The sequence below is a fragment of the Pseudonocardia sp. HH130630-07 genome (genome assembly GCF_001698125.1).
Taxonomy (GTDB): domain Bacteria; phylum Actinomycetota; class Actinomycetes; order Mycobacteriales; family Pseudonocardiaceae; genus Pseudonocardia.
Genome location: NZ_CP013854.1, coordinates 1,449,653 through 1,462,619 on the forward strand (window position 1 = coordinate 1,449,653; position 12,967 = coordinate 1,462,619).

14 protein-coding genes and 1 pseudogene are annotated in these 12,967 nt (G+C 73.3%); 7 read left to right on the plus strand and 8 right to left on the minus strand.

Going from position 1 to position 12,967, the window contains the following annotated elements; genetic code table 11:
• Positions 1-36: 36 nt before the first annotated feature.
• A complete protein-coding gene (locus AFB00_RS06915; RefSeq protein WP_231974264.1) occupies positions 37-402 on the minus strand; it encodes a hypothetical protein in 366 nt (121 codons plus the stop codon).
• 196 nt (positions 403-598) lie between these two features.
• On the opposite strand from AFB00_RS06915, the gene AFB00_RS06920 reads away from it, so the two are divergent.
• The gene (locus tag AFB00_RS06920) at positions 599-1,438 is read left to right on the plus strand and encodes a helix-turn-helix domain-containing protein (protein WP_068796541.1); all 840 of its coding nucleotides are present in this window, start codon (positions 599-601) and stop codon (positions 1,436-1,438) included.
• A complete protein-coding gene (locus tag AFB00_RS06925; RefSeq protein ID WP_068796542.1) occupies positions 1,435-1,761 on the plus strand; it encodes a DUF397 domain-containing protein in 327 nt (108 codons plus the stop codon). The genes AFB00_RS06920 and AFB00_RS06925 overlap by 4 nt, the downstream gene beginning before the upstream one ends.
• A 249-nt stretch (positions 1,762-2,010) precedes the next feature.
• On the opposite strand, the gene AFB00_RS06930 is transcribed toward AFB00_RS06925, so the two are convergent.
• The 3 genes and pseudogenes from AFB00_RS06930 to AFB00_RS06940 form a co-directional block, all read right to left on the minus strand.
• The gene (locus AFB00_RS06930; RefSeq protein ID WP_068796543.1) at positions 2,011-3,474 is read right to left on the minus strand and encodes a GntP family permease; all 1,464 of its coding nucleotides are present in this window, start codon (positions 3,472-3,474) and stop codon (positions 2,011-2,013) included.
• A 55-nt stretch (positions 3,475-3,529) separates the two neighbouring features.
• Positions 3,530-5,152 (minus strand): annotated as a pseudogene (locus AFB00_RS06935) (N-acyl-D-amino-acid deacylase family protein).
• Positions 5,152-6,429: an alanine racemase gene (locus AFB00_RS06940; RefSeq protein ID WP_068796544.1), complete on the minus strand. Its 1,278-nt coding sequence runs from the start codon at positions 6,427-6,429 to the stop codon at positions 5,152-5,154. The pseudogene AFB00_RS06935 and the gene AFB00_RS06940 overlap by 1 nt, the downstream one beginning before the upstream one ends.
• A 115-nt stretch (positions 6,430-6,544) precedes the next feature.
• Between AFB00_RS06940 and AFB00_RS06945 the strand changes: the two genes are divergently transcribed.
• The 4 genes from AFB00_RS06945 to AFB00_RS06960 all read left to right on the plus strand — a co-directional run bounded on the left by AFB00_RS06945 (position 6,545) and on the right by AFB00_RS06960 (position 9,403).
• Positions 6,545-7,522 carry a sugar kinase gene (locus tag AFB00_RS06945; RefSeq protein ID WP_068796545.1) on the plus strand — a complete coding sequence of 326 codons (978 nt, stop codon included), beginning with the start codon at positions 6,545-6,547 and terminating at the stop codon, positions 7,520-7,522.
• On the plus strand, positions 7,519-8,283 hold the full coding sequence (locus AFB00_RS06950; protein WP_068800077.1) for an IclR family transcriptional regulator: 765 nt from the start codon (positions 7,519-7,521) through the stop codon (positions 8,281-8,283). Before AFB00_RS06945 ends, AFB00_RS06950 begins: the two co-directional genes overlap by 4 nt.
• Positions 8,280-8,684, plus strand: a complete 405-nt coding sequence (locus AFB00_RS06955) for a RidA family protein (RefSeq protein ID WP_068796546.1) — start codon at positions 8,280-8,282, stop codon at positions 8,682-8,684. The genes AFB00_RS06950 and AFB00_RS06955 overlap by 4 nt, the downstream gene beginning before the upstream one ends.
• A gap of 125 nt (positions 8,685-8,809) precedes the next feature.
• A complete protein-coding gene (locus AFB00_RS06960) occupies positions 8,810-9,403 on the plus strand; it encodes a DUF6578 domain-containing protein (protein WP_156819421.1) in 594 nt (197 codons plus the stop codon).
• An 82-nt stretch (positions 9,404-9,485) separates the two neighbouring features.
• Here the strand turns inward: AFB00_RS06960 and AFB00_RS06965 are convergent, their stop codons facing one another.
• Complete coding sequence (locus AFB00_RS06965; RefSeq protein ID WP_068796548.1) at positions 9,486-9,755, minus strand: DUF2277 domain-containing protein; 270 nt, start codon at positions 9,753-9,755, stop codon at positions 9,486-9,488.
• Between the two features lie 213 nt (positions 9,756-9,968).
• On the opposite strand from AFB00_RS06965, the gene AFB00_RS06970 reads away from it, so the two are divergent.
• On the plus strand, positions 9,969-10,241 hold the full coding sequence (locus AFB00_RS06970; RefSeq protein WP_068796549.1) for a hypothetical protein: 273 nt from the start codon (positions 9,969-9,971) through the stop codon (positions 10,239-10,241).
• A gap of 51 nt (positions 10,242-10,292) precedes the next feature.
• Here the strand turns inward: AFB00_RS06970 and AFB00_RS06975 are convergent, their stop codons facing one another.
• From AFB00_RS06975 to AFB00_RS06985, 3 genes are all read right to left on the minus strand, one after another.
• Positions 10,293-11,318 carry an NAD-dependent epimerase/dehydratase family protein gene (locus tag AFB00_RS06975; protein WP_068796550.1) on the minus strand — a complete coding sequence of 342 codons (1,026 nt, stop codon included), beginning with the start codon at positions 11,316-11,318 and terminating at the stop codon, positions 10,293-10,295.
• Positions 11,319-11,383: 65 nt separating this feature from the next.
• Complete coding sequence (locus AFB00_RS06980; protein ID WP_068796551.1) at positions 11,384-12,070, minus strand: PIG-L deacetylase family protein; 687 nt, start codon at positions 12,068-12,070, stop codon at positions 11,384-11,386.
• Between the two features lie 55 nt (positions 12,071-12,125).
• Positions 12,126-12,965 carry a sugar phosphate nucleotidyltransferase gene (locus tag AFB00_RS06985; RefSeq protein ID WP_068796552.1) on the minus strand — a complete coding sequence of 280 codons (840 nt, stop codon included), beginning with the start codon at positions 12,963-12,965 and terminating at the stop codon, positions 12,126-12,128.
• Positions 12,966-12,967 lie beyond the last annotated feature (2 nt).

The following is a 12,967-nucleotide window of genomic DNA, read 5'->3' on the forward strand; positions in this document are numbered from 1 at the left end:
ACGACGCGCGCTGCATCCCGCGGTGGTCTCGACCGGTCAGCCGGCATCGTCCCGGCCGGTCCGTGGTGTGGCCGCATCCGGGTTGCACCACACCACGCGGGCCCCGATGCGGTGGTCGGGGGTGAACAGCCGCACCGCGTCCTCCGGTGCACCCACCCGGCACTGCACCCCCTGCGCCACGACCTCGGCGTGGTCGGCGAACGCGATACCCCAGGCGGCGATCCGTGCGTCGACGCGCCGCCGGTACTCCTGCACGATCGCGAACAGGCGGGGCGCCTCGTCGGCGACCATCCCCTCGACGAGCGCGGCGAACTCCGCCTCCCCGCACAACGGCGGCCGCAGCGGCTCGGCCCCCTCCCCGGCGTCCGGTCGATGGTCACCGGTCGATGCTGCGGTCGTCATGCGTCGTCTCCGATCGTGCCGATCAGCGTGCGGGTCCGACGGTGGACGACCGCTACGAGGGCTACCGTGCGCCGGTCACCCGACACCATGTTAGGCATAATGCCTGACATGTTGCTGTAACCAACAGTGGTTCGTACGGGTGAGATCGTCACGGTGTCGCGAACGTCCGGCACGGTGCAGGCAGGAGGAGCCACAGATGCAACCGACCGTGCGGAGTCGTCGCCTCGGCGGGAAACTGGGCTCCTACCGCCGCCGGCGCGACCTGTCCGGCACCGAGCTGGCGACCCGGCTCGGCATCCACCAGGCCACCTGGTCGAAGATCGAGTCCGGCAAGGCGCGGGTCTCGGCCGCGGTGCTCGCGAAGGCCGCCGAGGTGCTGGACATCCCGGCCGACGCCGTCGCCGCGCTGGACACGTTGCGCCGCAAGGCGGACGAGCCCGGCTGGTGGCAGGACTACGGCGACATCCTGTCGGAACCGGTGCAGATGCTCATCGAGCTGGAGGCCGACGCGTCCTGGATCCGGACCTACGAGGGCGAGGTCATCCCGGGCCTGCTCCAGACCCCGGCGTACGCCGAGCGGGTCATCACAGCAGGTTCGCCGCACATCCGGGTCGCCGACATCGACCGCTTCCTCGAACTCCGGGTCCGCCGCCAGAGGCGCATCCTCGACGGGGTACGGCTCACCGCGATCATCGGCGAGGCCGCCATCCGCCAGCAGGTGGGCGGCGCGGCGGTGCTGGGCGAGCAGCTCCGTCACCTCACCCGGGTGGTCACCGAGCACGACGTCACCGTGCAGATCGTCCCGTTCACCGCGGACGCGCACGCCGCACTCGGCGATGCGTTCGTGATCATCCAGTGGCCGGACGAAGCGGATCCCGAAGCGGTGTACGTCGACGGGGTGACGTCCCGGACCGTGCACGAACGCAGCGGAGTGGTCCGCAGCTACCTGCACGCATTAGGGTCGGTGCAGAACCAGGCGCTGAACCCGCGCGAGTCCCTGGGTCTCATCCACGACGTGATCAAGGACCTGCAATGACCTCCTGGCGCACGAGCAGCTACAGCACCGCGACCGGCAACTGCGTGGAGGTCGCCCCGGCCGCCGACGGGGTGCTCGCCCGGCACAGCAAGCATCCGGACGCGGGGACCATCGCCTTCCCGCACCCCGCGTGGGCGACCTTCGTCCAGGACGCCGCCGACGGCAACACCCCCGGCACGAACGGCGTCGCCGCCATCACCGGGAACGGCACCGGCACCGTCGTCCGATCGCTCACCGACGGCACCGAGCTGCACTTCGACGACGGCGAGTGGACCGCCTTCCTCGCCGGCGCCGCCGACGGCGAGTTCACCTTCACCACCTGATCCGCCGGGCGCGACCCGCCGCCCGCGTTCGTCCGCCGCCTCCTGCCACTCGCCCTCGCGCCGGTCCCGATCCCGTCCGGCCGCGCACCCTCGCGCTGATCCGGCACCCCGCACCGGCGTGCCGCACCCTCCGCGTGGGGCGCGGCACGCCGGGTGGGTGCGCGGCAGGGGCGCCGGGGTGCGGCGGCCCCGTCCAGGTCGCGCGCACCCCGGACCGATCCGCAGGACCTGCCGGGCGCGGATCGGCCGTCACACCACCAGCCACACCAGCCCGGCCGCGGCGAACCCGACGACCGAGAGGATCGTCTCCAGCACCGTCCAGGTGGCGAGGGTCTGCTTCACCGACATGTTGAAGTACTTCGCGACGATCCAGAACCCGCCGTCGTTCACGTGGCTGGCGATGATCGACCCGGCCGACACCGCGACGACGATCAGCGCGATCTGCGGCTGGGAGTACCCGCCCGCGGCGACCGTCGGGCCGATGATGCCCGCCGTGGTCACGATGGCGACGGTCGCCGAGCCCTGCGCGATCCGCAGCGCCGCGCTGATCAGGTACGCCGAGACGATCAGCGGCAGGCCGATCGCCGTCATCGAGCCGGCCAGCGCGTCGCCGACCCCGGTCTCCTGCAGCACCTTCCCGAAGAACGCACCGGCCCCGACCACCAGCAGGATCATCCCGACCGGGCGCAGCGACTCACCGGAGATCCGGCCCAGCTCGGCCATCGACGTCCCGCGCCGGACGCCCAGCAGGTAGGTCGCGAGCAGCACGCTGATCGTCAGCGCGATCGTCGGGGTGCCCAGGAAGACCAGCACGTCGCGCAGCGCGGTGCCCTCCGCCAGCACGACCGAGCCGGCGGTGGCGCCGAGGATCAGCAGCATCGGCACGGCGATGATCAGCGAGATCAGGGCGACCGACGGCGGCGGTGCGACCGCGGTCGCGGGCCGCTCCACGGTGCGGGTGGCGCCGTCGCCGTCGGGCTCGGTGCCGCCGCTGACCGCGACGTCCGGGCCCTGGGCACCCGGGGCGTCGCTCGGCACGTCGACCAGCACCCGGCGGCCGATGTAGGAACCCCACCACACGCCGCTGACCAGCCAGGCCGGGATGCCGCAGAGCAGGCCCATCGCGATGATCCAGCCCATGCCGACGCCGAGCAGACCGCCCGCGGTGACCGGGCCGGGGTGCGGCGGCAGGAACGCGTGCGTCATCGACAGCCCGGCGAGCATCGGCATCGCGTAGAGCACCAGGGAGCGCCCGCCGCGCCGGGCCGCCACGTAGACCAGTGGCGCCAGCACGAAGATCCCGATGTCGAAGAAGACCGGGATGCCCAGCACCAGGCCGGTGACGCCCATCGCCAGCGGGGCGCCCTTCGGCCCGAACAGCCGCAGCAGCCGTTCGGTCAGTGCGTCCGCACCGCCGGAACGCTCCATGATCGCCCCGAGCACGGTGCCCAGCCCGATGATCGGCGCGATGTGCCCGAGGATGCCGGCGAACCCGGTCTCCAGCAGCGACTCCGAGGCCTTGATCGGCGTCCCGACCAGGTCGGTGATCGAGACGCCGGCGATCAGCGCGACCAGCACCCCGGACACGATCAGCGCGATGAACGGCTCCAGCCGCAGTTTCATGATCAGGAACAGCAGCAGGACCACGCTCAGCGCGGCCAGCGTGAGCAGGCCGGACGTGTCGTTCTGCAGCCAGTCGAGGAAGGCCGTCATCGGGGGTCTCCTGGTCGGGACGGAACCATCGGGGTGGGTCGGGACGGGCGGCGGGTCACGCCGTGCTCCCGTCCGCGCGGCGGCGCAGGGCCCGCCCGGCGAGCGCGTCGGTCCGCACGCCCTCGTCGATCGCCGGGACCCCGTTCACCAGCACGTACGGGATCCCGGCCGGTTGCTGCGCCGGGTCGGCGAAGGTGGCGGTGTCAGCCACCGTGTCCGGGTCGAACACCACGAGGTCCGCGGCGTACCCGGCCCGGACGAGCCCGCGGTCGGGCAGCCGCAACCGCGCCGCGGCCCGGCCGGTGAGGTGCGCGACGCACTCCTCCAGTGAGAACAGCCCCAGCTCGCGGCAGTAGTGGCCGAGGTAGCGCGGAAAGGTGCCCCACGCCCGCGGGTGCGGTTTCGCCCCGACGAGCAGGCCGTCGCTCCCGCCGGTGTGCCGCGGGTGGCGCATGATCGCCCGCACGTTCTCCTCGTGCCCGACGTGCTGCAGGATGCCGGTCCCCAGGTCGTCGCGCAGCAGGATGTCCACGCACACCGCGAACGGGTCCCCGGCCCCCGCGATGTCCGCGATCGTCCGGCCGACGTACCCGGCCAGCTCCGGGTTCGTGACCCCGCTGATCTCGATGGTGTCCCACTCCGCGACGACGCCGTGGCAGCCGTCCGAGCCGTGCACCTCCAGATCCTCGCGGATCCGGGCCAGGGCGGCGGGGTCGCGCAGCCGGTCCAGCGTCGTCTCGTGCCCGCCGGACTGCGCCCAGCTCGGCAGGATCGCCGAGAGCGTCGTCGCCCCGGGCAGGTACGGGTAGGTGTCGAGGGAGATGTCGGTCCCGCGGGCGACGGCCGCGTCCAGCATCGCGATCAGCTCGCCGGCCCGGCCCCGGTTCGGCCCGAAGTTGAGCGTCGCGTGCGCGAGGTGCAGCGCGCAGCCGGTCCGGTCGGCGAGGTCGATCATCTCGGCGTAGGCGTCCAGCGCGCCCGCGCCGTAGCTGCGGTGGTGCGGGGAGAAGAACCCGCCCAGCTCCCCGACCGTCCGGCACAGCTCGGCCAGCTCACGGGTCTCGGCGTACATGCCCGGGGTGTAGGTGAGCCCGGCCGAGAGCCCGACCGCGCCCTGGGTCATCCCGGTGCGGACGACGTCGCACATGCGGGCGATCTCGTCGGCGGTCGCGGGCCGGTCGTCCCAGCCGCACACCAGCGCGCGCACCGTGCCGTGCGGGATCAGGTAGGCGGCGTTGCCCGCGATGCCGGCGTCGAGACGGTCGAGGTACCCGGCGACGTCGCGCCAGGTGAAGAAGTCCTAGCCGGGGTCGCCGTTCCAGCCGGCGATCTTGCGACGCAGGACGGCGAGGACGTCGTCGTCCACCGGGGCGTAGGACAGCCCGTCCTGGCCGATCACCTCGGTCGTCACGCCCTGGGACACCTTCGCCAGGTGTGCGGGCTCGGTGAGCAGCCGCAGGTCGGAGTGGGCGTGCATGTCGACGAACCCGGGTGCGACGACCATCCCGGCCGCGTCGATCACCCGGTCCGGACGGGCGTCGGCCGCCTCGCCGACGGTGGTGTCGCCCAGGCCGTCCCCGACGGTGGTGATCCGGCCGTCGGCGACCAGCACGTCGGCCTCGTGGCGCGGTCCGCCGGTCCCGTCGACGACGGTGCCGCCGCGCAGCAGGATGCGCATCAGAAGTACGTCCTGACCAGGTCGGTGATCCGCGGGTCGGCCCCGGCGGGGTCGTCCGTAGCGGACAGCAGCGGTATCCAGCGCCACTTGTCGAACGCCGTGCACGGGTGCGACAGGCCGAGGCGGACCACCTGCCCGACCCGTACCGGCTCGTCGGTCCGCAGGAACGCGTGCTGGTCGTTGACGGCGGTCACCGTCCCGTCCAGCGGCCGGGCCGGGCGGCCGAGGTCGTCCGCGAGCAGCTGCGGTTCGGGCAGTCCCTCGTCGAACGGGACGTCGCGCTTGCCCGCGTCGAGCAGCACCAGGCCGGGCTCCGGGTTCGAGACCGCCCGCGCCCAGACGTGCATCGCCGACCGGAACGGTGGCCCGGCCTCCCTGGCCAGCGGGGAGATGCCGCGGTAGAAGCCGTCGTCGTGCACCAGGTAGGCGCCCGAGCGCAGCAGCACCTCGGTGCGGTCGTCGGCCAGCGCCGCCAGCGCGTCCGCGACCTGGTCGAAGTAGGCGCTGCCCCCGGCGGTCACGACGCCCCGGGCGGTCTCGTAGGACGGCGCCAGCCTGCGGTGCAGCGCGGCCAGGTCGTCGAGGTAGGCCCGCACCGTCTCCAGCGACCCGGGTGCGGGGTCGTGGGCGAGCGCGCCCTCGTACCCGCCGACCCCGCCGAGCGCCAGCGCCGGGCTCGCGACGACGGCGGCGGCCACCCGCTCCGCCTCGGCGACCGAGCGGGCCCCGGTCCGCCCACCCGGCGCCCCCAGCTCGACGACGACGGTCAGCGGCCGCTGCGGGGACCCGGCGGCGGCCGTCATCGCCTCGACGGTCTCCACCGAGTCGGCCCAGCTCAGCAGCTCCAGGTCCGGGTCGGCGTCCCGGGCGGCGGCCACCGCACGCACCGCGGGCGGGTCGACGAGCGCGTTCGCCAGCATGATCCACCGGACGCCGAACCCGATCGCCACCCGCGCCTGCCACGGCGTCGCGACGGTGATGCCGCGCGATCCGGTGCGCAGCTGCAGGTCCCAGAGGACGGGGGCCATCGTCGTCTTGCCGTGCGGGGCCAGGCCGACGCCGCGGTCGTCGCACCACGCCGCCATCCGGTCCGCGTTCGCGTGCAGCGCAGCGGAGTCGAGGGTCAGCACCGGCGTGCTCAGGTCCGAGAGCCGGGGCGAGGTCGCCAGCCACTCGGCGACGGTGCCGGGCAGCGGCGGGACGGACTTCGCGAACGGCCCGGGCCGTTCGGCGCCGAGCGGTTCCAGCCGGAGCCCGGTGTCCGTCACACTGCCCATCGAGAGCCCTCCCACCTGCAGCGTTGCGTACCTCGCAGCGCTGGTTGCGTATTTTGGTTGCGTCGTTCTAGCATCGGCCCGACGTCCCGGTCAACGGTGGAATGAGGTTCGCGCAGTGGAAACCGCAGGTCGACCGGGTGGCGTGGTGTGCTTCGGCGAGGCGCTCGCCCTGGTGACCGACCCCGCCGTCCTCGACGACCCGCAGGCGCCGGCGAGCGCGGCCGGGGCCGAGGTGAACGTGGCCCTCGATCTCGCGGCCGCCGGCGTCCCGGTGGCCTGGATCGGCCGGCTCGGCGCCGACCCGCACGGGGAGCTGGTGATCCGCACCCTCACCGCGGCCGGGGTGGACACCGGCGGGATCGAGATCGACCCGGTGCGCCCGACCGGCCGCTACGCGAAGTCCACCGGGCCGGGACCCGACGGCCCGGTGACCCGGATGCACTACCGGCGCTCCGGTTCCGCCGCGACCGCCGCCGGGCCGGACCTGCCGGGGCGTCCCGTCGTGCGGGACCGGCTCGCCGTGGCGTCCTGGCTGCACGTCGGCGGCATCACCGCTGCGGTGTCCCCCGCTGCGCTGGCCGCCGTGCTGCAACGACCCCGGACCTACCGGGTGTCGTTCGACGTGAACTGGCGCGAGCAGATGTGGCCGGACGGCGACCCCGCGCTGGTGGCCCGGCTCGCCGGGCGGGCCGACGTCGTGCTGGTCGGGTCCGACGAGGCCGTCCGGGTGTTCGGCACCGCCGATCCCGCCGCACTCCGTGCGCTGCTCCCGGACCCGGAGCTGCTGGTGATCAAGGACGGTGCCGTCCGGGCCGTCGCCGTGCACACGGACGGGACGACGACCGCCCGCCCGGCCCTGGGCGTCGACGTGGTCGAGCCGGTCGGGGCGGGCGACGCGTTCGCAGCCGGGCTGCTCACCGGCCTGGTCCGCGGTGAGGACGTCGACCGCTGCCTGCGCCGGGGGCACCTGGGCGCCGCGGCCGTGCTCGTCGTCGCGGGGGACTCGGCGCCGCCGCTGCCCGAGCACCTCCTGGATCTCGACGACGACGTGTGGGCCGCGCTGCGTGTCGGGGCCGCGGGCGTCGGCAGGTGAGCGCCAGCCTCGGCAAGGCGCTGCGGATCCTCACCACGCTCGGCGAGGGCCCGGCGTCGCTGGACGACCTGGCCACCCGGCTCGACGTGCACAAGACGACGGTGCTGCGGCTGCTGCGCACCCTGGCCGACGAGCACTTCGTGCACCGCGACGCGCAGTACCGCTACCACCTCGGCTCGCGGTTGTTCGAGCTGTCCTCGCGGGGCCTCGACCAGCGCGAGGTCCGGACGATCGCCGCACCGCACCTGCTCGCGTTCAACCGGGAGCACGGACACACCGTCCACCTGTCCGAACTGGACGGCGGCGAGATCGTCTACATCGACAAGCTGGACTCGCACGACCACGTCCGGATGGCGTCCCGGATCGGGCTGCGCGGCCCGGTGCACTCGACGGCCGCCGGGAAGGTGCTGCTCGCCGACCGTGCCACCGCCGAGGTCCGCCGGATCCTCGACGCCGGTGACCGCACCGCGCGCACCCCGAACACGATCACCGATCCCGGCGCCTACCTCACCGAGCTCGCCCGGGTCCGGGAGCAGGGCTGGGCCCGGGACCGCGAGGAGAACGAGCCCTCGATCAACTGCATCGGGGCGCCGGTCCGCGGGCCGGCCGGAAACGTGGTGGCCGCGGTGTCGGTGTCCGTACCGACCATCGTCGCCACCTACGACCAGCTGATCGAGCTGGTCCCGTCACTGCTGGCCGTCACCGCGGAGATCTCGCGGGACCACGGCTGGCGACCCACCCGAGAGGATCACCGAGCATGAGCACCACCGTCGTGTCGACCCCGGACGCGCCCGCCCCGGCGCACACCTTCAGCCAGGCGATCCGCAAGGGCGGCCTGCTGCAGGTCTCCGGCCAGGGCCCGATGGACCCCGCGACGTCGACGTTCGTCACCCCCGACGACGTGAAGAACCAGACGCTGCGCACCCTGGAGAACATCCGCGCGATTCTGGAGGCCGGCGGGGCGTCGGTCTCCGACGTCCTGATGTTCCGCGTCTACCTCACCGACCAGTCGCTGTTCGCCGGGATGAACGAGGCCTACGGCGAGTTCGTGTCCCGGCACGTCCCGGACGGCAACCTCCCGGCCCGCACCACCGTCTTCGTCGGCCTGCCCCACCCCGAGATGCTGGTGGAGATCGACGCCCTGGCCGCCCCCGGCGCCTGAGCGGGATCGACGTGCACGGTTCCGCCCTTCGGAGGGCGGAACCGTGCACATGGCCGCGGTACCGTTCCGGGTGCCCGCGCCCGGGGCCGTCGCGCCCCGGTTCGTCGAGTGCGTGGGCTCGTCACGTGGCTGATCAGCTGGTGGAGATCGTCGTCGACTCCTGGGAGATCGAGTGCTGTGCCCCGCCACCGGTGGTGGGTGAGCGGAGCAGCTGGCGGGTGCTGTTCGTCCCGTCCGTGGACCATCGCCTCGCCACCGAGCACGAGTGGTCGGTGCTGGCGCACGACCCGGAGCCCCGGCTGTCCCGGGACGGGATCACCGCGGCCTGGGGTGGCGGCGGGGACGGGCGCCCGGAACCGGGGCTGCGCCGTCTGCACGGTTACCTGTCCGGTGCCGCGCACGTCGTCCCGCCCGACCTCGCCCCGCTGACCGGTCCGGTCCGGCGGGTCCGGGTGCTGTCCGAGGAGTTCGTCCCGGAGGACGGGCGCCTGGTCCGGGTCCCGGGGACCTTCCGGACCGAGGAGGTGGACCGGAGCCCGCGCTGGTTCGCCACGCCGAACCCGGTTCCCGTCACGCCGGAACCGGCCCGCTCGGAGTGGGTCGCCCACACCCCGCTGCGCCCGGCGGACCGGTCACCGGAACCTCGGTGGGCAGCCGTGCAACCGGGAGCCGGCCGCCACGAGACCGGCATCGTCATCGACCTGGAGGTACCGGGTTGATACCCGGCGAGTGGTTCGCTGCGGCTGCCCGGACCGCCCGAACGTCACGCCCACCGGACGAGCCCGGGGCCGGTGGGGCGGATCAGCGGGCGTAGCGGAGTTCGGCCCTGGCGCGGGCCTTCGCCGCCTCGATTTCGCGGTCCTTCGGTGGGGCGGTCGTGGTCAGGTCGGCGAGGAGCTCCCGGGTCGCGGCGGCGACGGCGGCCACCGCCCGGTCGAACGCCTCGGCGTTGGCCTGCGACGGCTTCGCCGATCCGGAGATCTTGCGGACGTACTGCAACGCCGCGGCGTCCACCTCGTCCGGGGTGGCCGGCGGCTCGAAGTTGTGCAGCGTCCGGATGTTGCGACACATGGTTCCCCCTGGTGAGACGGACACGGCCGGTCCCGCGACGGTAGCGCGGAACCGGCCGGATGCCGAACCGCGCACGTCGGGCCGGTCGGGGCAAGCCCCGGACGCCGGGTCCGCCCGGGCGGGCACGGTCACCGGCCACCCGGAACGTCATGATCGATCCGGTCCGGCACGCCCGGTTAGCGTCGGATCCCATCCCCATCTCCGGAGGTACAGATGACCGTGCGTCACAGGAACGCGATCCGCACCGCCGCCGTCGCCGTCGTGCTCGGGTTCGGCGCCCTGACGGTGGGCGCCACCGGCACCGCGTTCGCCTCGGCCCCGGCCGAGGTCACCGCCGCAGCGGCGTGGACGTACGTGAAGTCGTACTCGAACGACCGCGACGGCAGCCTCGGCTGCGCGAAGGACGCCGCCAACGCGCAGCTCGACGGGCGCGAAGCCGAGTGCCGCACGAAGGGCAGCAAGATCGAGCTCTGGACGCGCGGCTGAGGCCCGGCGGGCCGCCCACCGATCCGGCGGGCGGCCCGTACTCGTCCGGACTCAGCCGATGACGTGCATCGACCCGTCCAGCTCCCCGGCCTTCTGCCGGGCGTTGAGCACGGCGAGCCGGGTGAAGGAGTTGTCGAACGCGTCCTGGGTCAGCCCGCGGGCGGTGTACTCGGTCGCGAGCTGCTCGGCACCGGCCGGGATCGTCCAGCCGGCCTCGAAGCCCAGCTCCTTGCGGGCCCTGGCGAAGTCGACCCGGTAGGAACGCGGGTCGTTGCCGGCCTCCCCGGTGATGTTCAGGGTCGAGCCGGGGACGGCCTCGATCACGGCCTGGGCGATCTCGGCGACAGTCCGGTTGTTCTTCTCGGTCCCGACGTTGTACGCACGGGCCCGGACGACGTCCGCCGGCGCGGCGAGCGCGGCGACCACGGCACCGGCGATGTCGTCGGCGTGCGCCAGCGGGCGCCACGGCGTGCCGTCGGACAGCACGGTCACCTCGTTCGTGAGGACCGCGCGTCCGACCAGGTTGTTCAGCACGATGTCGGCACGCAGCCGCGGCGAGAAGCCGAACGCGGTCGCGTTGCGCATCGAGACCGGCACGAAGTCGCTGGACGCCAGGTCGGCCAGATCGTCTTCGACCCGGACCTTGGAGATCGCGTACGGGGTGACCGGCTTGAGCGGGGCGTCCTCGTCGACGAGGTCGTCGCCGGACTGGGCGCCGTACACCGAGCAGGTCGAGGCGTAGACGAACCGGCCGACGCCGGCCTCCTTCGCCAGCCGGGCCAGCCGGGTCGACGCGTGGTGGTTGATGTCGTAGGTGATCTCCGGCGCCAGCGAGCCGAGCGGGTCGTTGGACAGCGCCGCCATGTGGACCACCGCGTCGAAGCCCTGCAGCTGCTCGACGGTCACGTCCCGCAGGTCGGTGCTCAGCCCGTCCACGTCGGGGGTGTCCAGCCCGCCCAGCACGCAGGAGGCGAACAGCCCCGAGTCCAGGCCGGTGACGTCGTGGCCGGCGGTGGCGAGGATCGGTGCCATCACCGTGCCCAGGTAGCCCTGATGTCCGGTGAGCAGTACCCGCATGGTGGTCCTTTCGGTAGAACGGTTCGACAGGTGTGCGATGGTCCCGCGCCGGTGGCCGCCCGGCGTCACCGGTCGCCGAAACCGGGCGCCGGCTCGGAGCCGGCGATCGGCGCGACGGACAGGGTCAGCTTCTGGACGTGGAACGCCTCGGCGTACCGGGCGTGGCACTGCACGCCGCGCACCCGGGCGATGCCGCGGAACGTCTCGTCGTCGAACCAGGCGCGGTCGCGCTGGGAGCCGTAGTGCTCGTGCAGCTTGGTGATCTTCTCCGCCAGCACCGGCTCGGACAGCGGGAGGTACGCCGACGGCTGGGCCAGGTCGCCCTCCCACTTGAGGATCTCGTAGCCGAGGATCAGGTGGTCCCGGAACACGGTCGGCACCATCCGCGCGAGCGTCCGGTGGTCCTGGTGCGCGTCGTGCGGCGACGGGCCGATCACCAGGTCCGGCTCGCCCCGGGCACGCAGGTCCTCCAGCGCCATCTTGGCGCGCTCCCAGTGCAGGGGGACCCGCCCGTCGGGCAGGTCGAGCACCACGACCTCCAGGTTCGCCCCCGGGGTGAACGCGGCGAGCGCGGACCGCTCCTCCTCCTCGCGCAGCGACCCGGCACCGGTGAGGACCAGCGCGGTCACCGTCACCCCCGGGTAGGCGCGGCACAGCTCCAGCAGGGTGCCACCGGCGCCGATCGGGATGTCGTCGCAGTGCGCGCCCAGCAGCAGGACCCGGTCCAGCCGCTCGGGCAGCAGGTTCAGCACGTTCTCGGTCCCCCTGGACTCTGGCCGTGGCGACGGCTGCCGCCCGGCCGGTTGTTCAGTCGCTCCGGCGGCTGTCGTGGTGCAGCTCCGCGATCGCCGCCTGCAGCGGGTCGCGGTCGGTCTCGTGGGTCTCCCACAGCATCCACGGCCGGGAGCCGCCCTGGTAGGCGGCCTCCAGCGCGTTGCGCTCCTTCACCGTGTCGGCCGGCTGCCAGAACCCGCGGTGCCGGTAGGCCGACATCCGGCCGGCCGCGGCCAGCGGGGTGCAGACGTCGCCGATCAGGTCGCAGCCTGGGCCCAGGTGGTCGAAGACCTCCGGCCGGAACATCAGGTAGCCGCCGTTCTCCCACAGCGGCATCTCCTGCAGCGTGGTGATCGAGGCGAGCCGGCCGTCCTCGGTCACGTCGACGCAGTGGAACGCCGACTGCGGCGGGACCGCCATCAGCTGCCCGACGGCGTCGGTCCCGGCGAACCGCTCGACCATCGCGTCCAGCGGGGCGTCGGTGAGGACGTCGGCGTAGTTCGCGTGGAACATCTCGTCGTCGGCCAGCAGGGCCCGCACCCGGCGCAGCCGTTCCCCGATCGGCGAGTCCAGGCCGGTGTGGACGAACGTGATGTTCCAGTCCTGGACGTCGCTGCCCAGCAGCACGACCTCGCCCCGGTGCAGGACGAAGTCGTTGGACTCGGTCTCGTCGTAGTCGAGGAAGTAGTTCTTGATGTGGTGCGCGCCGTAGCCGAGGCACAGGACGAAGTCCGTGTACCCGAAGTGGGCGTAGTAGCGCATGACGTGCCAGATCAGCGGGCGCGGACCCACCGGGTGCATCGGCTTCGGGAGGTCGGAGGCGCCGTCGCGCATCCGCATGCCGTAACCCCCGCAGAACAGGACGACCTTCACGG